We start from the raw sequence: 23,486 nt of genomic DNA, 5'->3' as shown, positions 1-23,486 counted from the left end.
CTTTACCTGAAAATTATGAATCTATTACATATTACAGTCATTAGAACCATCGGCAAAGAAGTCAATTCATATTTCAACGAGCAGGTTTTTACCTATTTTGGCGTATTCCGGTCTACATAAACATATGTTTATATTACCAACTTAGTAAGCATTGATGCTTTTTTAACACGTACAAGGCTAGCTATACCTTACCATAAAGCTGGTGAAAAGTTTACCTTAGGTCATCAACGATTTAGGCCTTTTACGATGCAATGTAGATTGTTCTACCTTATTGGGTAAGCCCGCTAAATTCGGAAAAGCGTTTAAATCAACCATAAGGTTTGCGGTTTAAACCACCTTTAAAAGTTACTATTTTAAATTAAAGTCATTGTGTCGAGAACACAGGCACATTGTCAAAATTTTTCCAAAAGCAATCCAGTACCTAATTAAAACTATATCTCTAACTTAAACTCAATTTACATGAAATTAAAAGTAACAACATTGCTTTTTAGTCTAAGTTTACTGCTAGTAACCGGCTGCCGAGAATTTTATGAGTACCTGGATACTGTGGAACCTAAACCCGTTAAAAACAAGGAGTTTGCCAGCAAACTCAACCGGCCAGTTGGCTTGGCATTGGATGCCAATCAACAGTTGTGGGTTACTGAAATTGGAACCGGCAAAGACGACGGGAAATTATCCGTATTTGATTCAAATGGAAAAAAACACGTAGTGGTAGTAGGTTTTCCTTCTTTTATTGAGTCAGCCAGCCCGGATATTGTAGGCTTAAACCATTTATTAGTAAAAGATAATAAAGTTTACATTTTGCATACCAATGGTATTTTATACATCGCCGATATCAGCAACTATAAAAACGGCGATAAAGCAGTTAAGGCAAGCAGTCTCCAAAGGCAAAATATAGGTAAATTTGTTTTGAATTATCCGTTTAAAGAAAAGCCCCTGGTTTCGAATCCTTATAGTTTGACCGTAGGTCCGGAAGATAATTTGTATATAACCGATGCGAGTGCCAACGCCATTATTCGCCGCACGCCCGCCGGCAAGTTATACGTATTTACTACCTTTACAGATATTAAAAATCCTACTCCGGTTGGTCCTCCTACCCTCGACGTGGTTCCTACGGGTATTGGCTTCAACGAACAACGGTTTTATGTTACTACTTTAACTGGTTTTCCTTTCCCGAAAGGAGAAGCCCGGATTTATTCAGTAGACCTTAAGGGTAAATATACCTTGTATCAGGAAGGATTTACCACCTTAACCGATATGACGTTTGATCCGGCATATAACCCCGTAGTAGTGGAACATGCGCAATTTGGCCAACAAGGATTTACACCCAACACCGGTAGAATAGTAGTAGCCGCCGATAACGGACAGGCCTCCTTTGGTTCTGCCATCAACCAGCCAACGGCTATTGTGAGAAGCGGCCCTTTAACGTATTATGTAAACAGCATAACTGACGGGAAAATATTTAAAGTTACCAATGAATAGTTTGTTTATTTTAAATAAATAGTAAAAATAAAAGCTGCTTTTAAATAAGTTTTGACCTACTTCTAATTCTTGGCAAAACCTATAATGCCGACGAATTATCTGTTAACGCTAACCAATTAATTGCATAAGGTATTCTTTTGCTGCGACTAAAATATTTTTGGGCGCAGCAAAGTTTACTGCAGGCCAATAACCCTTTTACTAACCCATTTAATTTACCTCTTATACCTACCTGGAGTTTTTAATTAACCTCGGGAATAGGTTCTAGTTAGCACCTTTACGGTAATACTGGAGGCGCTGTATCAAATTAATTTGCTTAAGAAATAAACCTAAAACTTGATGAAGAATACTTTAATTATTGTAAGTGCCGTGGTTTTGCTGACCTCTTGCGAGCAGGCCAACAGTGAAAGTAATACCACCCAAAAAGAAGCCCGGAACATGGTTGTGGGACAAAAGGAACTGGTGGAAAGAGGCAAGTACCTGGTAGCCGTAGGCGGGTGCAATGATTGCCATTCCCCTAAAACTATGACTGATCGGGGACCCGTACCAGATAAAAGGTATTTGCTAGCAGGCCATATAGCAGAAGAAAAGTTGCCGACGCAGGGGGGAAGCGCTTCAAAAAACGGATGGGTGTTGTTTAATAGCAACAACACGGCAGCCGTAGGTCCCTGGGGAACATCTTTTGCCGCTAATCTTACCCCTGACGCTACAGGTATAGGCAACTGGACTTTAGAAAATTTCAAAAAGGCGCTCCGGGAGGGCAAGTACAAGGGTAAAGATAATACGCGCATGCTGCTGCCGCCCATGCCGTGGCCTAATTATGCTACCCTAACAGATCAGGATATTGAAGCTGTATTTGCTTATTTAAAGTCTTTGAAGCCCGTTAAAAATGTAGTACCATCCCCTCTGCCACCAGCTACCTGATGGATTCTGGTATACGGATTTTCCTTTAGAAATTTATTAAATGTTTGTACCCCTTGCCTAATAGGCAAGCAGTATATTTTTAATAATTCCGGGTGCAGCAATTTAATTCATAATTGCTCAGGTTAATGACTGGGTGGTTTCTGCTTTAAACCTTTTATAATTTGTTAGTCAGATGAGTTATCCAATGGAAGCTTATTATGTAATGCGGCTAAAGAACTACGGGTTTGCCCCACCTCTTTTTCAGCAACTTTTCACCGTGTGTCAGGCCTTTAATGATAACCTGCTCGGACATTGGGCTTTTGTTTATGGAGATATACCGGGTTACCCGGGTTGGGTCCACTACCACGGAACCAACTTGAAAGCAGATGATGCGGCGCTGAAAGCTTATTTGCAGCTACCCGATCTTAATTTGATGGAAATCCGTAACTGGGTGACGGATCAATACCAGGCAGGTAAATTAAGGTGGGGAATGACCTTCACCGATCTAAAGCTGGCTCAGGAATACCGCAATCGGTTCTTTTCTTATCTGCCGGATACTTATATTCTCTCGGTTTCGTATTCCGAACAAGAATTAGTAAAACTATGGCAGGAATTAAAAACTAATCCACAGGAGTATGACAAGGCAATTTATAAGCAGATGGAGAAAGCTATTTTGACTATGTCTCCGGAAAAGGGAAAAGTAATTGGTTATGATATTATCCAGAATTGCTCTAATGAATTGGGTAGCTTAGTTTTGGACTCTTTTCTACTCCAGAATTTAGGGCAGGATGTATCCAGTCAATTTGGGGTAGAGCTGAATGAATATGGATTATTAAGGGATATCGCTAAACGGGACGCCATTATAGATTACATGAATAATCCGGAAAGCAAAACGGAGACTCGCGCTTGGGATTGGGTGCAAGTAAAGTATTTCGCGCCTTAATTGCTATTTAGTTAAACTCGGTTCAACTTAACTTTAAAGGTTAATCAATATGAAATAAGACTATTTCCTGATTTATTTAACAGATTAGAAATAGCTTAAAGTAAATTGTAAATTACTATCCTGGCTTTAACCACTAAACTCACCTTATACAACCACTTTTTTAGCCTTAAAAAGTAAACCGCAGACTATTTTTTGTATTAGGTAAATACTTGTTACTGTCAGGCAAGAAGGGTCTAAATATAACTGTGCGGAAGATAGTGAAGTAGCCTAATTAATTTCATTTAAATAAAACCAGTCAGAAAGTACACTAGATAGTGATTCATTCTGACTGGTTTTTTAATTTACCTATCCTAATAACGGCCTATTCTTTAAATTAATTATGGATCAAAGGTGTAGAAAGCTGTAACCCGTTAAAGAGGATAACTTCTCTTTTCACCACTATAGCTAGTATATTTTGCCATTAGACTTATTGCTGAACAATCCTGTACCGTTTCTTTTAATATAGTACCAAGGTCTAGTTTATTAATTTAAAAAAGTTGTTTTTACAGCAATCTCTATTTAATAAATAAATTGCTGATTATATTCTCCCGATGGAACGCCACATTTCCACTTCTTCTTTAAATTGGTTGTTAACTACTTCCAACTTAGTATCAATGCGCATGGTAGGTCGGTTTTTTAAATTATAAGCGGGCCAAACCGGGGCACTTTGGGCGGCGGGTTTGCCTGTACGGGCAAAAGTGGTCCATAACTCCGCAAAGTTGTGCGAGGCAGTAAATCGTTCCGGCCGGTTTCCGCCGAAGAAACTTGGCTTGGCCGGCTCGCCATTTTTGGGTGGTACTTCGTTGTTAAACTTAAAGGAAATGTCCATAGCGTGCGGTGTTCCCATGGCGTAATCTGTACCCGGTATTTTGTTTTCGGATTTATAGCCAAAATTGTACAGGTAAACCGGAGCGCCGTTTTGTCTAGCTTTCTTTTCGGCTATGTCAATGGAACCCAGGCCCATCATGGTAATGGAAGAAATAGCAACAAAAATATCGGGAGCAGTGGCGTTGGGCCGGGCTTTCCGGTAAGTTTCAATAATTTTCTTGGTGTCGGCGGGGCCATACTGCGGCTCTAATTTTTGATATAGGCCGTCAAAATCCATTTTGAAAGATTCGGTATCTTTTCGTTCCCAGGCAAAAAAGGTGTATTCATCTTCGTTCCAGCCTACCAACAAAGGCTTGTTTCGGGAAATAGCTGGCGCATCCGGGTCGAAGGGATGACGAGGAAGGGCTTTTCCATCCACCACGGGGCCAAACCCACCAGCGTTTCGGCGCATCATGCCCTGGGTTTTATTTTTCTCCAGAAAAGGTGGCACGAACGGCAATTTTGCTTGCATACTTAATAAATCAGCAGCGGGCACTTCCAGGATTTTCTGCCAGTTGTTAGCCGATATATTTAATTGTTTCAACAACTGCAAGGTATTTTCATGGGCAGTTTCCTTATCCATCATGCGCACACCCGGACCACTTTCGATAGATGCTTTATTAAAATACGGTGCTGCCGCTGGCATAGCATACAAACAAGAGGTTTTTGCTCCCCCGCCTGATTCACCCCAAATCATTACATTATCCGGGTTACCACCAAACTGGGCGATGTTTTCGTGTACCCACTTTAAACCATCAATTATATCCAATAATCCCATATTGCCCGAACCGGCATAGTCTGGCCCGGCAATTTCATCCAGGTATAAAAATCCGAATAAGCCTAAACGATGATTAGTTTCTACTACCACCACATCAAAGTTTCGGGCTAAGTTAGCGCCGTCCTGACCGGCAGAACCGCCCGAACCAATTACAAATCCTCCCCCATGATTGTAAAACATCACCGGCCGTTTTTTATTATCACTGGCCGGTGTCCAGACATTCAAAAACAAGCAGTCTTCCGATGGCTCCGGCTCATTTCTTCGCGGGGCTTGTATAGCAGGAGCACCCAGGTGAAGGGCATCCCGTACGCCTGTCCACGGTTCGAGTTTTGCCGGGCGTCGGAACCGGTTATTGCCGGAGGTTTTTCCAGCGTAAGGAATACCCTTGAATATGTTTACGCCCTCCGATCGATAGCCTTTAACTTTCCCGTAAGTTGTTTCCGTCTGAACAAACTCTTCAACAATTAGGGGTTTAGAATCTAAAAACGAGGAGGCATATAATTTACCCGAAAGGGCAGTGCCAACCGCAGCCAGGGATAGTTGGGATAAGAATTGTCTTCTTTTTAGGGTATTCATTTTTGATTTAGATGAATCTTTAAGTTAAAACCTTTAGCAGGTTACATTGGTAAATTAATTAAAGCGAAAATTGGTTTACTCCCGCCTTTAAAGGCATACTTTTCCCTTTCCAGACCAAAGTTCCGGTAACCGTTTTAGGTAAGTTTATGGCTACTTTCCACTTATTTTTATCGGCTTTATATTGCACGGCAATTTTACCTTGCGGATGAGGAATTTCGCCACTAATGTTGGTAATTTCACCCAGATGCGGTTCAATTTTTACTTTTGAAAAAGCTGGCCCATCGCTGTCTATTCCCAGAATAGTCCGGTAAAACTCGATGTTGGGACTGGCTCCCCAGGCGTGACAATCCGAGCGAGTTTTGGCCAGATCCGAAGTTTCAGCCCAAGTGGTTAATCCCATTTGGATGTTTTCGCGCCATTTATCCAGCCATTTTAAATAATCGTTGCCTAAACCAGCTTTTATTAAGGCCTGGTGTAAATAAAATTTAAAATAAATAGAAGCCGGAGCCAGATTGGTATTCGTAATTAATTGTTTCGCCAAGGTTGGCATATCTGCGGGGGCAACAATACCGGTTAGTATGGCTAATGAGTTGGTATGTTGGGAATAAGTATCTTTTTCTTCCCGGTCGGCAAATAAATTTTTCTCTTTATTTAGGTATTTTTGGGTAATGGTACTTTTTAATTGGGTAATTGATTTTTCGTATGGAGCGGCCAATGCCGGGTTGCCGAACTTTGTTTCCAGGTCGGCGGCTAATTGGTAAGCCCACAGCAATTGTAAATCGAGTAGGGCAGAGGTACCGTTAGCACTCATGGGGCCTACCCCGGCCCGCCATTCTTTATCATCTACCCAATCGGTAAACATCCATTGCGGCACATTTTTTAAAGAACCATCGGCTTGCTGGTAATTTCTAAAATAATCCAGAATCTGACGAGTGCCACTTATTTTACTTTTTACAAATTCACTATCAGGTCCATACTTGCTGTAATCGTGCAACATGCCAATGTACCACAAGGAAAAGGTAGGTATGTACTGCGGCGTGTAAGATGGATGGCGACTTAAAGTAACACCTTCGGGTTGCCGGGAAAAGTCGGCTTGGTTTATAGCATTTTTGACCAGGCGGTCATCACCTGTATTGTATAAGGAAATTAAGGCCTGAATGCGACCATCCCCGATGTATTGCAATTGCTCGTAATACGGGCAATCCATATAGGTTTCGGTAGCACACAACCGGGCGGTACGCCAACCAATGTTTAAAATTTTGTTTATTTCTTCGCTGCCCGATGCCGTGGAAGCTTTTAACTCGAATGGATAACCCGTAAACGTGCCGTAAAAATCATTTAAAACCAGGGGTTCGCTTTGCGTCGTAATTTTAAGTTGAACGTAGCGGTAAGTGCGATAGGTTAAAGGGGTAAATCTTTGATCATTAGTTCCATCCGATATAATGCTATCTGTCCGTCCTAAGAATTGCATTCCTTTGGTTTCATTCCGGTTTCCCTTAACCGGAAATTTGGAATACAGCGTTTCTGCGTATTTTACCGTAATGGCTGCTCCTTTTCCGCCATTAAAGAATACGTTGGGATACGCATTGGTTAAATACGTTTGGTCTAGTAGAATTGTAATGGCCGAATTTGCCGGGATAGTAACTGCAGTTTTTTGCGTTGGGAAATTTTTCGCGATTTTTACTCCGCCCTCTACGGATACCATTTTAAGTAACCGCTCATCTTTTAACTCCATTTGAGGAATGCCGGATGGAACCAGCATCCAGCCATTGGTGGTACCAAAAGGACCCAAAAGGGTTTTGGGCAACCCATTAAATATATGCTGGGGCTTAAGCCATGGCTCATCGTTAAAGTTTATGCTTTGCCACGATTTAGGATGAGCCGCCATATTCCGGATTTCGCCGGCGCCGGCAACATAGTAAGAACGCACATTAAATTTTAAGGGCGCATAACTATTATCCCGCGTACATTTCCAGGTATTATTGGTATTTACAGTTGCTTCGGTAGCGGTTGCGCCTTGGAGAATAAAACCCGTCCGGAACGAAATCTGGGCTTCCGGTTTATATTCGCCTTCATTCCAGACTTGTGCCGCTAAAATATTCTTACCAGCTTTCAGGTAAGGTGCCAAATCCACGGTTTCAAAATTCCAATGGCTTAAATCGCCCCGGGCCGGGCCCAAAGAAACCAGTTTTTCATTCACGTATAACTTATAACGGTTATCCGCCGAAACATGAATGATAAAGGTTGTTGGTTTGGTGTTTAACTCCACCGTTTTCCGGAACAAGTATACGCCATAGCCATCTGGGGAGGCATCCGGAACCGTAAGCCAAAAAGCCGCCCATCGTTTCTGTAAAATATCGGGGTTTATATTTTGGCCATACAACAAGGAAGAATAAAGAACTAGAAAAGCAAGAAAAATACCTGATACGTATTTTTTTTTCATAGCAAGTTTTGTTGATAGTTGGCAGATGGTAATTAACAGAACATACAGAGAAATACTATCCTGTACTGTCTGTAAATAGTATTTTGTCTGTCTTATAAAATGTTACCTTTATAAAGGTAAATCTTTGATAACTAATAATATTAGCTCGAGCTTCAAGGATAATGCAAGAGAAGTGCGAGCAAATGCTTGAATTACGTTAAAGTATTAGAGTCATTCCGTCGGAAACAATTCTGCTACGTAGCAAAATTGTTTCCGACGGAAAGATCCGACAAATAATATTTCGCTCCTTATGGCTATGGCTTAAGCTTATTGGATGGGCTGCTTTTTAAAATTACTTATTTAGTAATTTAGTAAATACTAAGTAGCCAGACAAAATTAATTCTATATACTGGATGTCGGAATTTCTACAATAGGGCTTTGATATTAAACTAGTTAATTGTAAAAAGCCTGACATCTAATATCTTGAAACTTGTGTCTATTTACTTATCTGGTATACTATCCATTTTTAAGATAACCTGTCGTACTCTTTACTATTTAGATTCTATACTTCATAAAAGCATTTTCATTTTTACTAAACCAGGTAATAATCAGACTGATAGATAAGAATATTAAACTTACTGAGCCCGCAGTTAAGATATAATTTCCGGGAATTTTGTAAAGTATGCTTCCAGGGAGAAAGGCTTTTGTCCGGTAATCTGTTCCACAGCGTTGCTTACCGGGGCAACTTCTCCTGCCGCAATAGCCAGGTAAGAACCAATCCAGGTGGCTACTTCCCAGGCCGGAGCGCCTAAGTCGTTTCGCCATCTTATGGCTTGCGTAATGGTTTCTTCCTGGTACCGATAATTCTTCCCTTGGATTTGTGTCAGCCGTTCGGCCGTTTGGGCTAAAGTGAGCGCTTCCGGACCGGTAAGGTCGTAAGTGCCCTGGTGTGCAACCGGATTTAACAGTACCTGGGCAATGGTACGAGCTACATCTTCCCGGGCCACCCAAGCTACCTGGCCGCGACCGCCTGGACCTTTCATTAATTGCTGCTCGCCAAACATTTCCGGTATCAGATCCATATAAAAGCTATCCCGAAGCACGGTAAAAGATAAACCACTTTGTTTAATAAATTCCTCGGTTTGGAAGTGATCCTGCGACATGGGAAATTTACTATTTGCCGAAGCTCCCTGAAAAGACAGATAAACAATGTGTTTTACTCCTGCTATAACTGCGGCAGCTATGGCATTTTTATGTAATAAGGCTCTCTGGCCCGGAGCAGCATACCCTGATACAATAAAGGCCGTATCAATTCCATCAAAAGCATCTTGCAAAGTAGCGTTATCTTTGTAATCTCCTTTTACTTTTTCGGCTCGGGTAAAGTCTGCTAATTCTTCCGGCTGGCGGCTCATTAAACGTAGTGAATCATAATCTTTTAAAATTTCCGCTACCCGGTTGCCAATGTGGCCGGTAGCACCCGTAATAAGTATTTTATTGGCCATTATTCTTGATGTTAGTCTTTATATCTTACCTACGGGTATTAGCCGCAGATAAGATAAAAAAAGTATTGGCTGTACTTAATTAAAGAATTAATTCGCTAATTTTTAAGCGGAAGGTTGTAAAGCAATTATTATTTTTTTATGTTTTATTCGCTTACTAAAAAAGGAATAATCAAAATTTCTTAATCCTATTCTGGAAATGAAACACCTGTTATTTCTTGGCACAAGCTTAAGAATCTATCTTGTAGCAATGCGTTATCCGATTCGTGGTTGTAGCGAGTTTTTTTCTGATGGAAAAAATAAGGCCCGCTTACTTTTGCCTTCTCTTCCTTACTGGTAGCTAGCCATACCTGTGTCTCGTATCCTTTTTGCAGATCATCGGGTGCACCATTACCTCCCATTTTTGTAGGAACCCAACCGGGATCAAGGGCATTCGCGTAAACCGCTGGCCATTTACGTGCTACTGCCTTGCAAAGTAGCAGCACATGCAGTTTTGAATCTGAATAAGTAATTCGGCTAGTATCTGATTTAAAACTTTCCAGTTTTGGACGCCCCTGTAAATGCATCCCGGAACTCAGGTAAATTAATCGTTTTGGTTTTTGTACTAGACACGTTAAAATATAGGGTGCTAATGTATTAACGGCGAAAATTAGTTTTGCCGAAACCTGGTAAACACCCGCATTGTGAATAATTGCATCAAAAGGACCTAAAGCATTCGCTTTTGAAGCCAGTTGTATTGTTTCATCTATACTGCTAAGGTCGGCGGTTAGTACACCTTCCGCACCGGGTACATTATTTAAAGCCTCCTGGCCTCTTTTTTCATTGCGTGCATGAAGTACAACTTGATATTTCTGGTCAATCAGGGCCTTAGCCGCCAATTGACCAAGTCCATCCGCTGAGCCGGTTATAAATATTCGGGCCATTTGTAACTTAATTGTAACCTTTGCAATACGTGGTTTGGTTATCAATCGACGAAAACTTTTTAGCTAACCAATAAAATTAAAAGAACAATCACTCAAACAGCAATAGCTCTTTTACTCACTAAAAACCTAATTCGAACTGTTATACTGGTCCTCTGTTACTTTCTCCATCCAATCCACCGGCTTACCATTTAGACTTTCCTGAATAGCGATGTGCGTCATGGCAGTGGTGGCGGTGGCACCATGCCAATGCTTTTCATGCGGCGCAAACCAAACTACATCCCCGGGACGAATTTCTTCAATGACCCGCCCAAATTTTTCTACCGCGGTATCAACCAGTTGCTTTACTTGATCCCGCTGCGTTACATCTACAGAAACAGCCAGCGCGTGTCCACCCATATCCTGCATTTCCTTGGCCAATTTTTCAATTCGGTCTGCTCTTCTGGCCCCCAGTACCACCGTGGCACCCAGCGCTGCCAAGTGCTTGGCTGCCGCTTCGCCTAAACCACTGCTAGCACCGGTAATTATTACTACTTTTCCTGCTATGTTATTTTTCAAAATTTAAATTATTTATAGTTATTTATTGATTTTTACAATGGTAGCTGAAATAATTTCAACCTTTGAATTCATTCTAAGGCAAACGTAACCGTTGCATTTCCTGACCCCAAGGCCGCAGTAAGCCCGGCTATATTATCAATCCGGCCCAGTTTGGTGTAGCTATAAGAGGTAGTAAATGATTTGTAAAAAAGCACCAGGGTGTTGGAGCCATACAGCAATAAATCACCGGTTTGGATAGTTCCCAGGTTGGCGGCGTTGGTTGGCAAACCATTTGAAAAATCAAAGAATTTCTCGTTGTTATTCAGGTCTTGCATATCAATGGTTAATGGCAATAATGCTTTAAAGGCAGTTGCGGTAGCATTGTCATAGAGCGTGGCTGTAAACGTATGGGTACCAATTGTAATATTCATTTTACTTCTTGTTAAGTTAGGATTATTGTTCTCATTGGTACTACCCGTGTTTAGCTTGTTAGGCTCATAAGCTTCTTTGTTACAAGAAGCAAAACTGGTCAGGAGAGAGAATAGTGAGAAAATGATAATTAGGGAATGCTTCATGGCTTTTGAGCTTTAGTTTATTTTACAGCAACAAAACAGTACCCTTTGCTGCAAAGAGTTATTCTGATGTACTTTTCTGATTATTGCGTATTTTTATTCTAAGCCTTAGTTAGCCTTGGCGTATTCTTCATCCGAAACGGCGTGCAACCATTTTACAATGCCCTTCTCTGTATTAGGGATAATGTACATCTGTTGCAATCCGGTATTGGGACTGGCCCCGTGCCAATGCATCACATTGGGTGGGCATTTTACCACATCTCCTTTTTTAATGGTTTGCCGGGGTTGCCCTTTTATCTGGTGATAACCTACGCCATCCGTTATAACCAACATTTGCCCGGCCGGATGAATATGCCAGTTACTGCGGGCGCCCGGTTCAAAATAAACATTGCCCATCAGGGTGTTGTAAACGGTGTCATTCGGAACCAGGCTGTAGGCCCAGGCTTTGCCGGTAAAGTTTTCCGCTGGGCCTAATTCCCCTTTCGGGAAAATAGCATTTGTTTCCGATGAAGAAGATTGTTGTTTTACCTGGTTATCACAGCTTATGCTGAACAAGGTTACTAAAGCAAAAATGACTACAATTTGATTTTTCATAATAGCAAGTTTTATGTTCTAAATATTCTCAATTAGCTGAACCATAAGCAGCTGCTTTTTCTTTAGGCGCAGGTTTCCCCGCTTTCAGATGCTCGTTGAAAAAAGCAGTTAATTTATCAAAAGGAATAATATTTACTTGGTCGTACAAATCTACGTGGTCAGCCTTGGGTACAATTACCAACTGTTTCGGCTCAGAAGCCATTTTATAAACATCTTCCGAATAATACCGCGAGTGCGCATTTTCTCCGGCAATCAGCATTATCGGACGAGGCGAAATCATCTCCAGGTTTGCGGCCAACGGGAAATTGAAGAAGGCCATAGGTGTGGTAGCAGTCCAGGCGGTGGTAGAGTTGATGGACCTGGCGTGGAAACCACGTGGTGTCCGGTAATAATCGAAGAAAGCAGCTAAAACCGGGGCCGGATTTTTTGGTAAGGCTTCCGGAAGCACGCGCGTTCCTTTTACCAGATTACCGTTTTTATCAAACGGAACTTCGTGTAAGCCTAAAGCAAATTTGCCATTCTCCGCATCCGTCCAACGCTGCTGACTCAAGTAATCCATAACCTTCTGGCGCTGTTCCAGGGTGTAGCTATCCTTATGGCTGCGGCTCATGCTACGCGACATATCATACATAGAAGCGGTGGCTACCGCTTTAATCCGGGTATCACTGGTGGCCGCCGTAAGGGCCATACCGCTCAAACCACAAATTCCGATAGCACCAATACGGTTACGGTCAACGGTAGGTAGTAAGCCAATATAATCTACCGCGGCGCTGAAATCTTCTGTAAAAATATCAGGCGAAGCAACATTACGGACTTCTCCACCACTTTCGCCGGTGAAGGAAGGATCAAAGGCCAAGGTTATAAACCCCCGGGCGGCCATTTCGTTGGCATACAGACCGGAAGATTGCTCTTTCACTGCTCCAAACGGACCACTCAATACCAGAGCGGGCAGTTTTTGATTGGCGCTATTTTTGGGCGTATACAAGTCACCGGTTAGCGTAATGCCATAACGGTTTTTAAAAGTTACTTCTTGCCGGGTAACCTTATCACTTAACTGAAAGGTATAATGGTCGGTTTTATTTACGTCTTTTATCTTCTTGGTTGATTGTACATTTGATTTTGTTTGGGCAAAAGGCTGCCCCGAAAGCATTAGGTATGTAAGAACAAATAGGCTTATCTTTCTCATGTTATTTATTTTAATTGGTTCGGACCATTAGGTCCAACAATCATTAATTATTTTATTGTTTTAATAAATTTGGCCGGTACTCCGCCTACAATGGTATTATCCGGAACATCCTTAGAAACTACCGCTCCGGCAGCTACTACAGAATTTTCGCCGATGGTTACACCTGGTAAAATGGTGGCGTTGGCACCTATCCAGGCATTCTTTTTAATATGGATTTTTCCCGCTGTAAGCATTTGCCTATCATTTACCGAAACAGGATGCCCTTCCGACAGCAGGCAAACTTTGGGCGCCAGCATTACATTATCTTCAATGGTAATGCCTCCCAAATCCAAAAAAGTACAATCGAAATTGATAAATACATTTTTGCCAATTTTGGTGTTCTTCCCGTAATTAATTTGAAAGGGTGGAAAAACCATGCTGGTCCTATCAATTTCGGAAGCGGTAATTTGGCCTAACAGCTTTCTGATTGCTTCCGGGTTTGCTTCATTGTTCAGCCGGACCAGCAGCCCTCGGGTATCATTACACGCATGCATGATTTGAGAATAATCGGCATCGTTAAATGGAATAGTTTCGCCATTTAACAGTCGTTGAAAAATATCTGGTTGCGTTTTCATATTCCTTTAACGTTACAGCTTGCAAATAAATCCATTCTTTAAACGCTATTTGTTACACTTACTACGCATATAATGTCACATATTTCTTATTATTGTTTAAGCGAAGACTAATGGCAATGGAGAAAGAAAAAATGGATAAGGTTATATTGCTCAAAGCAGAAGGAAATCTAGAGCTGCCCGATGATTTCATTCTGCATTTTCATACCCATATCTTTTGCCACCGGGGAAGTCTAAGCTTTCTTTTTAACGATCGGCCCTATAAGTGTAAGGCCGGAGAATTTGTGTTTTGGTTTGCCGACAGCAATTTGGCAAATCTCACTTTTTCAAAAAATATTAAAGCAACGGTTTTATTGGTAGAAAAAGATTTCCTGTTCGCTAATATTCCAGATCAGAGCTGGAGTATTGATGTGTTACTGCACTCCAAAGAGAATCCAATATTGCATTTGAACGATAAAACTTACAAGCAAAAAGTGCTTTCAAATTTTCATCTTCTGTCCGATAAGTTTTTAGAAACAGGTCACCGTTTTTATTCTGAGGTATTGAAGTTGCAGATGCAGTTATTCATTTTGGAAATGTGGCACACGTTTGCGAATGAATATGAACACCGGAAACGAACCTTAGAAAGCGGATCTCTTTATGAGCGCTTTATGCAACTGCTACAAGAACATTGTATGAAAGAACGCGAAGTACAATTTTACGCCAATCGGCTGCATATTACCGCTAAGTATTTAAATTATATATGCAAACAAAATACAGATATTACTGCTTCCGAATGGATTCAACGCTATGCAAGAGAAAGGATTATGCTTTTATTGCAAAACAAAAACCTGAATATTTCTGAGATTGCCGATGAAATGAATTTTTCGAGTCGGTCCTTTTTTACCAGGTATGTGCGGAAGGTTCTAGGCGTCCCGCCTAAAGAGTATCGTGAGCGCCTGGGAGATTAATAAGAGATATCATGTAATGAAGGACTAACATTATAAAGGTTAGCTCCTTTGTGAAGAAAGTGGCTTAAAGGGATAAGAGTGCCCGTGTTTCATTGCGAACTTTTTCTGAATAGTAAATTGGCTATTGTAATAGTAAATTAAGAATTTCAAACCACCCGGGACCGCTAGGACTTTGGGTTTGTCCCGGATATGCGCTTAAAGTAGTTATTAAAATAAGTAGGGTATTCAAAACCTAAGGCGTAAGCAATATTGGCAATGTTCCAGTTAGTATGCTGCAACAAGGCTTTGGCTTCACTAATAATGCGGTCGGCAATGTGAGCCGTAGTAGGCTTACCGGTTACTTCCAATACCGCCCGGTTGAGGTAATTAACATGCACATTTAAGTATTGAGCATAGTCCAGCGCCGTCTTCAACCTAAGTGGCCGGTCGGTACTTTCGATCAGGAATTGCCGTTTCAGGAGTTCCAGAAATACGGACGAAAGCCGGGAAACCGCGCCATCACTTTCAATTTGAAACACATTATAACCCTTAAGTTTTAATTCTGAATTAAATCTAAAATAGAACGCACAACCTTGTTTTCCATGAATTAAAGTTAAGAAAAACAAACTTAGTATGATTGGTAATGTGTTAAAATGTACTATTAAAAAAGGAAGTCAGTTTTGAAAGTGTATGGTAACTATAAATTGTTGCCTACTATAACAATAGGTTAGGAGGGTAGGAGAGTAGAGGACTTTTTAATCTTGATTTTATACGAAAACTAATAAACACTATTTTGCCTTTGTGGCATGTCTAAACTTCACAAAAGTAATCTTGCTCGCTTTGTCTATCCAGGAAAGTATAGTAAACCAGAAAAGGTAATTTCTAGAGAAAATAAAAAAGCCTCTCTGTTTAAGCAGAGAGGCTTTTTGTAGCCCGTAGGGGAATCGAACCCCTGTTACCAGAATGAAAATCTGGTGTCCTAACCCCTAGACGAACGGGCCGTATATGAACCTGAATAAACGTTTGCCGTATTATTTTGGTGGTGCAAATATAGATGGCCGGTTACTTTTTTCCAAAAGTTTTATTAAAATTTAAATATTTTCAATAAAACACGAAACTCGCCGCTTTTCAACTAAAGAATAAAATAATTTGTTTTAAAAATATAGATTAATAAATTCGCCCCTATTATATTAACCCCTTAACTGTAGTTATCATGCCAAAAATACAAGTTGCCATCAATGGATTTGGTCGTATTGGCCGCCTTACTTTCAAATCGTTATTAGGAAGAGAAAACGTAGAAATTGTAGGGATCAACGATCTTACTGATAATAATACCCTTGCTCATTTATTAAAGTACGACTCGGTACACGGTAAATTTAACGGTACGGTTACCGCCGATGAGCAAAGTTTAACTGTTAACGGTCAGCGGATTGAAGTATTCGCCGAACGTGACCCAAAAAACCTGCCCTGGGGAAAACTAGGAGTAGATGTAGTACTGGAATCAACTGGTCGTTTTGTGGACGATGTAAGCGCCGGCGCGCATTTAGCGGCTGGAGCTAAAAAAGTAGTAATTTCGGCACCAGCAAAAGGTAAAGTGGCTACCGTAGTATTAGGAGTAAACGAAAATATCCTGACGGGTGAAGAAACCATTGTATCTAATGCTTCTTGTACTACCAACTGTCTGGCTCCAATGGCAAAAATACTTGACGATGCTTTTGGAATTGATAGAGGCTATATTACTACAATCCACGCTTATACTTCTGACCAGAATTTGCACGATGCCCCGCATAAAGATTTAAGAAGAGCCCGGGCTGCTGCGCTTTCTATTATCCCTACTTCTACTGGTGCTGCTAAAGCGGTTGGTTTGGTATTGCCTCACCTGAATGGTAAACTAGATGGTATTGCAATGCGCGTTCCGGTTCCAACCGGTTCGTTAACCGACTTAACTGCCATTTTAAAAAGCACACCTACTAAAGAAGAAGTAAATGCTGCTTTCAAAAAAGCGGCCGAAGCTGAATTTAAAGGTATTTTGGAATACACCGAAGATCCTATTGTATCTGTAGATATCGTAGGTAATACGCACTCTTGTATTTTCGATGCCGAACAAACTTCTATCAGCGGTAATTTAGTTAAAGTGGTAGGTTGGTACGATAACGAAGCAGGTTACTCTGCCCGTGCTGCCGACTTAATCGAAATGCTAGCGAATCAAGTAAAATAAGTTAATTGTTTTCGAACAGTTTTATTAAGAGCCCACCTAAAAGATGGGCTCTTTTGTTTTTTGATAAATCTGGAGCAGGGAATACCGGCATTTCTAAGTTGTGGGAGGGAACCACTCCTCCAGGTTCCTCTTTTCTGCCAGTTAATTCCTTGAAGGATTACTCAAATAAAGGAAATGAATAGTTTTCTCTTTCCCAACTCAGGTTTCAGACAATGGTGTTGTCAAAACCTGCTAAATTTTCCTTCTTATTTGGGTAAGCAGGTGCAGGCGGTTTAGTATTTCCTAAAAATTTTAAGGTTTTGCTACGGGTAACATCGGGAATAAACGGCGAATATCGGCCTCGGTCGGGCGTTTACCGTATTCGCAAATTTCGAAAGCTTCTACATTAATAACTTTAGCGGCTCTTTCGGCTCCGTACCATTTTTCGAGGGTTTGCTTTATCTCGGGATTGGGTTGCGACCGACCTAACCATCGTTTTGCCAGCCATTTTTTCCGCTCTTCCGGCGCGTTAGGAACCGAAGTATCGTGGTCAATCCACGGCAACCATTCGTATACCTGCGACACATGCGCATCTAAAGCATCTAATTTCTTCCCAAAAACCGGGGTTATATCAATCGCTATATCGGGTCGGAAAGGATTAGGCCGCTGAAAATTATCGCGGGCATACAAGAAAACAGGATTATTAGCCAGGGCGGGCACACTGCTTAAAATATTAGGCACAATAACCAGAAAGGACGCATCTTGCACCAGCACACCCGTATAGCGGTGGTCCGGATGGTAATCGTTTGGGCGTGGGGCTATCACCAGGTCTGCTTTCCACTCTCTAATGCGCTTAATTACGGCTAAACGGTTTTCCAGAGTTGGCATTAGTTCGCCATCGTGATTGTCCAGGACTTCGTATTCAACCCCAAGACGGCGAGCTACTTCCTGAGTCTCCTTGTAGCGCCGCTGAGCCAGCTCGCCGCCACTTATTTTCTGGTGGCCTTTGTCGCCGTTGGTAAGCGAAACGAATTTTACGGCGTGCCCGGCAGCGGCATAAAGCGCAGCTACGCCACCGCTGGATATATCACAATCATCGGGATGCGCACCAAATACCAGTACTCTAATTTTATTATTTTGCCCGGAAGAATTTAAGGATACACTGAACAGAATGAATAAACAAAGTAAATATTTTATCATAGTACCAAATGTTTAAAATGTTAGCTTTTCTGAACCGATTAGTTTGTTATTTTTCGACAAGGGATAATCCTCTAAAATAGAAAAAAGTCTTTTATTTTTTACTGATTAAATTAAAAGATAAAAGCACGAATTAATCAAAGGTTCGCCACTATCCGATACTAATAACTACTTTCGGATTTGTTAGAATATAATAAGCAGGAATGTGTCGAAGCCTTTCACCGCCTCTGAAAATTTAATTAATTTAATTAATAAGACACAAGTACCAGGATTTTAGACGAAAGGCTTCCTTTTAGTAAATTACCTTGGTATGTGGTAGCAAATTTTGTTGTACTTATTTTTAAATCTATGTGGCATAGTAAAAAGTAGATTTAATCTCCAACAAGATTTACTTTTTTACTCAAGGGCTGTAGCTTGCGTAATTTTAGATTTTAAATTTATTTGTTCAATATTTATTTGACTTTGGTTCTACCATTAAGAATTATTATAAACTTAATAGTTCTCCGTTTATAGTAAAAAATTCAAGTCGAGTGGTTAAATTATTCTTTACTGCTGTTTTACTTAATAATATAAGCAATGCCCAACTTTACCGTGAAACCAATACTATTGGTAATAACTGGTGCCCTGGTTTTTAACCTAGTACTTCCTGTCTTTTCTCAAAATTCTGCTAAAATGGTTAAAAACACCTCTGCGTCTACATCTACCGAAGAAAAACAAAAACAACGACAGGCATTATATCAACTATTAGGTCGGTTACCTAGCCGGAACCGCCCTATTTCGGCGAAGGTAGTTGCCCGAGAAGAAACGGAGGAAATAGTAATAGAAAAATTACTCCTGGATTTAAATGGATTGGAATTAGTGCCTGCTTATTTTACTAAACCGAAAAAAGTTACAGGAAAGATACCGGTGGTGTTGTTTAACCATTCGCATTTTGGGCAATACGAGGTAGGTAAAAATGAGTTTGTAAAAGGCCGCAAAGAAATGCAAAGTCCACCTTACGCCCTTGCATTGGCAAGAGCCGGCTATGCGGGTTTATGTATTGATAGCTGGGGGTTTGGGGAACGGAGCGGCCGTCCCGAAATAGATATTTTTAAAGAAATGCTCTGGAAAGGCCAGGTAATGTGGGGGATGATGGTATACGATAATTTGCGGGCTCTTGATTATTTGGAAACCCGGCCCGAGGTAGATACCAAACGCATTGCTACCATGGGTATGTCAATGGGTAGTACTATGGCCTGGTGGCTGGCTGCCTTGGACGAGCGCATTAAAGTTACCGTAGATTTAAATTGCTTAACTGATTTTCAAGCCTTAATAGAAGATAAAGGACTGGACCGACACGGTATTTATTATTACGTGCCCGATCTGTTAAATCATTTTACTACTTCCAGTATTAATGCTCTTATTGCACCTCGTCCGCATTTTGGATTAGCCGGCAGCCTCGACCCTCTAACACCCCAAAAAGGCTTGGAAAAAATAGATGCTGATCTGAAAAAAGTTTATGCCGCTGAAAATGCATCGGATGCCTGGAAGTTAAAAGTTTACCCTGTAGGCCACCTCGAAACCGCCGAAATGCGTCGGGATATAATGGCTTTCTTAAAAAAATGGCTGTAAGATACTTTTAACATAATTTTTGATGCTATTTGGCATTAGCAGTATCTTTGAATTTAAAAGTTCTGGCTCGTTCTTAAACCTGTTTTTATCAACCTGAATATAAGGCCATTAAGTATGCTACTTAGTATTTTCTTCCGTCTATAAAAACAAACTTTATTTGTCTAAATTCTACATCTTAGTAAAATTAAAATAGTTTCTTTTATCTATTGTGGTAATGGCACAATAATGATTTACTATTCAAAATATCGTAATAGCTTTACTAAAACATTTATTGTTCATAAATCAAATTACACAAAAACTCAACATTTACTTTCTTGATACTAGGTTTAGGAATAGAAAAGACTACTTGCCGCTTCTAAAAAAATATAACTACGTTAAAATAATTTCAGGTAAGATTTACCAAGTTCGAATAAGATTTACTTTCGGGGAGTTGCTGTTTTAGAATATAGAATTCTGATATTTTTATCTTATTTTAGTACTTATAACAGGATTGGCTGCTTATTTATTGATATAAGTACGATTAACTTGCACTTTTCTATGGTTGTTTACATAAGGAAGTTTTTACAAAATTATTTTTCCGCTTCAATTGCTCTTTTTTTTTCATTGTTTGTAACACTCTTTGTTTTTTATACTCTCAAAAACAAAGAGCAGGAGCAAAATGAAAGAAAGTTCATAACAAAAACTGTTCAGGCCAGAGAGGCTTTACGGAGCCGGGTGATTAATTACTTTCAGGTTTTGAAAGGTGGGAAAGCTTTGTTTGCGGCTTCCGGCAAGGTAACACATTTAGAATGGGAAAAATACATTGGTGCTTTAGAAGTAAGTAAAAATTATCCAGGCATCCAGGGCATTGGCTTTGCTCCTATTGTTCGTGCCAATGAATTAACCAAACATATTCAAGAGATTAGAAGTACTGGATTTCCGGAATATACGGTAAATCCGGCGGGTACCCGCTTGTTTTACACGCCCATTATTTTTATTGAACCTTTTACCGGGCGTAATCTGCGGGCATTCGGTTATGATATGTTCAACGAGCCTATTCGGCGGCAAGCTATGGAAAAAGCCCGCGATTCGGGTCAGCCTACTTTAACCAGAAAAGTGCGTTTGGTCCAGGAAACGGGAAAAGATTTGCAGCCTGGTTTTTTGCTGTACTTGCCGGTATACGGCCATTTTAATACGCCCGCTACTAAAGCCGAACGACGCCAGTTATTATCCGGCTTTGTGTATAGTCCTTTCCGTGCAGAAGATTTTATGGTTAAAGTATTCAACCAAAATTTTGAGAATTTACATATTCAGATTTACGATGGAACAACTATTCAGCCGGAAAATTTATTGTACGAGTCGGATAGCTTTAAACAAAAAGAAAATATACCTACTCGTTTTCCGGTATTTACGCGAATGTTGCCTTTGCAGATTGGAGATCGTACCTGGACACTCCGGTTTACGCAACAAATTGCAGTTCCTTCTTCCGGAGCAAACCTGCCTAATTTGATTCTGGCAGGTGGAGGCATAATTAGTTTTCTGGTATTTCTGGCCATGTACCTGGTAGCCAATACCCGTCGGTTTAATCGCTTAAAGCAAACCATTACGGATAATGCCACTGCCGCTTTGTTTATGATGGATGCCAAAGGGTATTGCACCTTTATGAATCCAGCGGCGGAAGCCATGGTAGGATTTACCCTGGAAGAAATTCAGCAGAAACCCTTGCACGAAATGATTCATCATACCCGGCCCGATGGCAGCCATTTTCCGTTGCAGGAATGCCCTATTGATAGGGCCTTGCCCACCAACAACAGCATGCGGGCCCACGAAGACGTATTTATCCGGAAAGACGGTACTTTTTTCCCGGTAAGTTGTGCGGCCAGCCCGATTTATGAACATGGTATTCCGGTTTCAACGGTTATAGAAGTGCGGGATATTACCGAGGAACAAAAAGCCCGAACCGCTCTGGAGGAAAGTGAAGATCGCTTCCGGAATATGGCCGATAGTGCGCCGGTTCTCATTTGGATGAATAATACGGATAACAAAATTACTTACGTGAACAAACAATGGCTGGAATTTGCTGGCCAAACCCTTGAGGAAGCCTTAAATAATGGCTGGGATAAAGTGGTTCATCCAGATGACAGGGAGAAGATAAAAGCTATTTATGTAAATGCCCGAAAGAGCCTGGTGAGTTATGCCGTTGATTACCGGATTAAGCGGCATACCGGTACGTACCGGTGGGTAGCTTCTAAGGCAACTCCCCGTTTTGATGCGAAAGGGCAGTTCTTGGGTTATATTGGGTCTATTAGTGACATAACCGAAAGAAAAGAAGCGGAAAAAAGATTAAAAGAAAACGCCGATCTACTGAACCAGATTTTTTTGGAAGTACCCGCTATTGTTTCTCTTATAAGAGCTACCGACCACGTGTATTTATTGGCAAACCCTATGTTTAGTATGCTGCATGGAAATCGTCCTTTATTAGGCCGCAACATTCGGGAGGCTAATCCAGATTTAGAAAAGTTAGGCTTTGTGGAGCACATAAATAGAGTTGTAGCTACTGGAAAGCCATTTGTGGGTAATGAAGTTCTTATTACTTTCGAGAACGAAGGAGAAAGCCGGATGGGTTATTTTAATCTGGTATTACAACCTTTAACTACGGGTCGTAACCAGGTAGCCGTGATTTTACTCTTTGCCGTAGAGGTAACGGAATTAGTGGAAAGCCGCAAAAAATTACTTTCTACCAACGAAGAATTACAAAATACGAATGTGGAGCTGCGCCGAATAAATAATGACCTGGACAACTTTGTCTACACGGCATCCCATGATTTAAAAGCGCCCATTGCTAACCTGGAGGGTTTAACTACCGATCTGAAATACACCCTTCGGAACCAACTCGGAGGCGATGAACAATTGCTGCTGTCTTTAATTTCGGATTCTATTTTAAAACTTAAGCGCACCATAGTTGATTTAACCGAAATAACCAAAGCTCAAAAGGAAGCATCGGCCCCCAAAGAATTCTTGTATTTTAAAGAAATTTTAGACGATGTCTTATCTGATTTGCAGCCCATGATTAACCAAACGGGTACGCAATTGCACATAAATTTAGAAGCGGAGAAAGTTTATTACGCCCGAAAAAACCTGCGCAGTATTCTTTATAATTTAATTTCAAATGCGATCAAGTACCGGATTCCCGAGAAAACGCCGGATATTACTCTCTCTACAACCCACACCGGCAATTTGATTAAACTTATGGTGAAAGATAATGGTTTAGGCATTCGGTCCGATCAGCAATCTAAACTTTTTGGAATGTTTAAACGGGTGCATACCCACGTAGAAGGTAGCGGGATAGGACTTTACATGATGAAACGGATCGTCGAAAACAATGGCGGAAGAATTGAATTAGAAAGTGAGGCAGGACAAGGTTCTACTTTCTACGTTTATTTTCAAAAAGAAAGAAACGTAGTAAAGAACTGATTTTTATTAATTACCTAAAAAGTTAATAAATAATTTTTAGGTAATCCAATGTAAAAAATGGGATTTACTTGAACAGTAGATTCCATCTGATTTCATTTGCAACATAATCGTAGGCAAGTAAACCAAGCAATAAACTCTACTAACGCTCAGCTCACTTTTATTAAAATGCTTCT

General features: G+C 40.8%; 18 protein-coding genes and 1 tRNA gene. 7 read left to right on the top strand and 12 right to left on the bottom strand.

Annotated elements, in window-relative coordinates; genetic code table 11:
* Positions 1-459 precede the first annotated feature (459 nt).
* The 3 genes from HUW48_RS13800 (at position 460) to HUW48_RS13790 (ending at position 3,325) form a co-directional block, all read left to right on the top strand.
* Positions 460-1,482 (top strand): ScyD/ScyE family protein, encoded by a 1,023-nt coding sequence (locus HUW48_RS13800; RefSeq protein WP_182411505.1) that lies wholly within the window; start codon positions 460-462, stop codon positions 1,480-1,482.
* A gap of 336 nt (positions 1,483-1,818) precedes the next feature.
* Positions 1,819-2,403 (top strand): c-type cytochrome, encoded by a 585-nt coding sequence (locus HUW48_RS13795; RefSeq protein WP_182416225.1) that lies wholly within the window; start codon positions 1,819-1,821, stop codon positions 2,401-2,403.
* Positions 2,404-2,575: 172 nt separating this feature from the next.
* The gene (locus HUW48_RS13790) at positions 2,576-3,325 is read left to right on the top strand and encodes a hypothetical protein (protein ID WP_182416224.1); all 750 of its coding nucleotides are present in this window, start codon (positions 2,576-2,578) and stop codon (positions 3,323-3,325) included.
* A 577-nt stretch (positions 3,326-3,902) separates the two neighbouring features.
* Here the strand turns inward: HUW48_RS13790 and HUW48_RS13785 are convergent.
* The 9 genes from HUW48_RS13785 to HUW48_RS13745 all read right to left on the bottom strand — a co-directional run bounded on the left by HUW48_RS13785 (position 3,903) and on the right by HUW48_RS13745 (position 13,929).
* A complete protein-coding gene (locus tag HUW48_RS13785) occupies positions 3,903-5,585 on the bottom strand; it encodes a carboxylesterase/lipase family protein (protein ID WP_182416223.1) in 1,683 nt (560 codons plus the stop codon).
* A gap of 58 nt (positions 5,586-5,643) precedes the next feature.
* On the bottom strand, positions 5,644-8,028 hold the full coding sequence (locus tag HUW48_RS13780) for a family 78 glycoside hydrolase catalytic domain (RefSeq protein ID WP_182416222.1): 2,385 nt from the start codon (positions 8,026-8,028) through the stop codon (positions 5,644-5,646).
* A gap of 629 nt (positions 8,029-8,657) precedes the next feature.
* Entirely contained in the window at positions 8,658-9,509 is an 852-nt protein-coding gene (locus HUW48_RS13775) for an SDR family oxidoreductase (RefSeq protein ID WP_182416221.1), read from the bottom strand.
* Between the two features lie 185 nt (positions 9,510-9,694).
* Positions 9,695-10,429, bottom strand: coding sequence for an SDR family NAD(P)-dependent oxidoreductase (locus HUW48_RS13770; protein ID WP_182416220.1), 735 nt, complete (start codon positions 10,427-10,429; stop codon positions 9,695-9,697).
* Positions 10,430-10,555: 126 nt separating this feature from the next.
* Positions 10,556-10,984, bottom strand: coding sequence for an SDR family NAD(P)-dependent oxidoreductase (locus HUW48_RS27700; protein WP_182416219.1), 429 nt, complete (start codon positions 10,982-10,984; stop codon positions 10,556-10,558).
* A 68-nt stretch (positions 10,985-11,052) separates the two neighbouring features.
* Entirely contained in the window at positions 11,053-11,538 is a 486-nt protein-coding gene (locus HUW48_RS13760) for a cyclophilin-like fold protein (protein WP_182416218.1), read from the bottom strand.
* Positions 11,539-11,643: 105 nt separating this feature from the next.
* On the bottom strand, positions 11,644-12,129 hold the full coding sequence (locus tag HUW48_RS13755; RefSeq protein ID WP_182416217.1) for a cupin domain-containing protein: 486 nt from the start codon (positions 12,127-12,129) through the stop codon (positions 11,644-11,646).
* Positions 12,130-12,157: 28 nt separating this feature from the next.
* Entirely contained in the window at positions 12,158-13,315 is a 1,158-nt protein-coding gene (locus tag HUW48_RS13750; RefSeq protein WP_182416216.1) for an alpha/beta hydrolase, read from the bottom strand.
* Positions 13,316-13,362: 47 nt separating this feature from the next.
* Positions 13,363-13,929, bottom strand: a complete 567-nt coding sequence (locus tag HUW48_RS13745) for a sugar O-acetyltransferase (protein ID WP_182416215.1) — start codon at positions 13,927-13,929, stop codon at positions 13,363-13,365.
* A 116-nt stretch (positions 13,930-14,045) separates the two neighbouring features.
* Here HUW48_RS13745 and HUW48_RS13740 point away from each other — a divergent pair, with 116 nt between their 5' ends.
* Positions 14,046-14,876, top strand: a complete 831-nt coding sequence (locus HUW48_RS13740) for an AraC family transcriptional regulator (RefSeq protein ID WP_220464033.1) — start codon at positions 14,046-14,048, stop codon at positions 14,874-14,876.
* Between the two features lie 164 nt (positions 14,877-15,040).
* Here the strand turns inward: HUW48_RS13740 and HUW48_RS13735 are convergent, their stop codons facing one another.
* Entirely contained in the window at positions 15,041-15,394 is a 354-nt protein-coding gene (locus HUW48_RS13735) for a helix-turn-helix domain-containing protein (RefSeq protein WP_246343866.1), read from the bottom strand.
* Positions 15,395-15,784: 390 nt separating this feature from the next.
* A tRNA-Glu gene (locus tag HUW48_RS13730) sits at positions 15,785-15,856 on the bottom strand.
* Between the two features lie 212 nt (positions 15,857-16,068).
* Between HUW48_RS13730 and gap the strand changes: the two genes are divergently transcribed.
* The gene (gap, locus tag HUW48_RS13725) at positions 16,069-17,073 is read left to right on the top strand and encodes a type I glyceraldehyde-3-phosphate dehydrogenase (RefSeq protein ID WP_182416213.1); all 1,005 of its coding nucleotides are present in this window, start codon (positions 16,069-16,071) and stop codon (positions 17,071-17,073) included.
* 291 nt (positions 17,074-17,364) lie between these two features.
* Here gap and HUW48_RS13720 read toward each other — a convergent pair whose 3' ends face one another.
* Entirely contained in the window at positions 17,365-18,252 is an 888-nt protein-coding gene (locus HUW48_RS13720) for a PIG-L deacetylase family protein (protein ID WP_182416212.1), read from the bottom strand.
* A gap of 669 nt (positions 18,253-18,921) precedes the next feature.
* Between HUW48_RS13720 and HUW48_RS13715 the strand changes: the two genes are divergently transcribed.
* Together HUW48_RS13715 and HUW48_RS13710 are read left to right on the top strand one after the other, a co-directional pair.
* Positions 18,922-19,860, top strand: a complete 939-nt coding sequence (locus HUW48_RS13715; protein WP_182416211.1) for a dienelactone hydrolase family protein — start codon at positions 18,922-18,924, stop codon at positions 19,858-19,860.
* Positions 19,861-20,574: 714 nt separating this feature from the next.
* Positions 20,575-23,313, top strand: coding sequence for a CHASE domain-containing protein (locus HUW48_RS13710; RefSeq protein WP_182416210.1), 2,739 nt, complete (start codon positions 20,575-20,577; stop codon positions 23,311-23,313).
* Positions 23,314-23,486: the final 173 nt, after the last annotated feature.

This window comes from Adhaeribacter radiodurans, from assembly GCF_014075995.1.
Taxonomy (GTDB): domain Bacteria; phylum Bacteroidota; class Bacteroidia; order Cytophagales; family Hymenobacteraceae; genus Adhaeribacter; species Adhaeribacter radiodurans.
This window is presented reverse-complemented; position numbering and strand designations above follow the sequence as displayed.

Coding starts and splice junctions, on each gene's coding strand:
- HUW48_RS13745 (WP_182416215.1), bottom strand. CDS start 13,929: ATGAAAACGCAACCAGATATTTTTCAACGACTGTTAAATGGCGAAACT.
- HUW48_RS13740 (WP_220464033.1), top strand. CDS start 14,046: ATGGAGAAAGAAAAAATGGATAAGGTTATATTGCTCAAAGCAGAAGGA.
- HUW48_RS13750 (WP_182416216.1), bottom strand. CDS start 13,315: ATGAGAAAGATAAGCCTATTTGTTCTTACATACCTAATGCTTTCGGGG.
- HUW48_RS13755 (WP_182416217.1), bottom strand. CDS start 12,129: ATGAAAAATCAAATTGTAGTCATTTTTGCTTTAGTAACCTTGTTCAGC.
- HUW48_RS13795 (WP_182416225.1), top strand. CDS start 1,819: ATGAAGAATACTTTAATTATTGTAAGTGCCGTGGTTTTGCTGACCTCT.
- HUW48_RS13770 (WP_182416220.1), bottom strand. CDS start 10,429: ATGGCCCGAATATTTATAACCGGCTCAGCGGATGGACTTGGTCAATTG.
- HUW48_RS13775 (WP_182416221.1), bottom strand. CDS start 9,509: ATGGCCAATAAAATACTTATTACGGGTGCTACCGGCCACATTGGCAAC.
- HUW48_RS13720 (WP_182416212.1), bottom strand. CDS start 18,252: ATGATAAAATATTTACTTTGTTTATTCATTCTGTTCAGTGTATCCTTA.
- HUW48_RS13800 (WP_182411505.1), top strand. CDS start 460: ATGAAATTAAAAGTAACAACATTGCTTTTTAGTCTAAGTTTACTGCTA.
- gap (WP_182416213.1), top strand. CDS start 16,069: ATGCCAAAAATACAAGTTGCCATCAATGGATTTGGTCGTATTGGCCGC.
- HUW48_RS13715 (WP_182416211.1), top strand. CDS start 18,922: ATGGTTAAAAACACCTCTGCGTCTACATCTACCGAAGAAAAACAAAAA.
- HUW48_RS13760 (WP_182416218.1), bottom strand. CDS start 11,538: ATGAAGCATTCCCTAATTATCATTTTCTCACTATTCTCTCTCCTGACC.
- HUW48_RS13790 (WP_182416224.1), top strand. CDS start 2,576: ATGAGTTATCCAATGGAAGCTTATTATGTAATGCGGCTAAAGAACTAC.
- HUW48_RS13785 (WP_182416223.1), bottom strand. CDS start 5,585: ATGAATACCCTAAAAAGAAGACAATTCTTATCCCAACTATCCCTGGCT.
- HUW48_RS13780 (WP_182416222.1), bottom strand. CDS start 8,028: ATGAAAAAAAAATACGTATCAGGTATTTTTCTTGCTTTTCTAGTTCTT.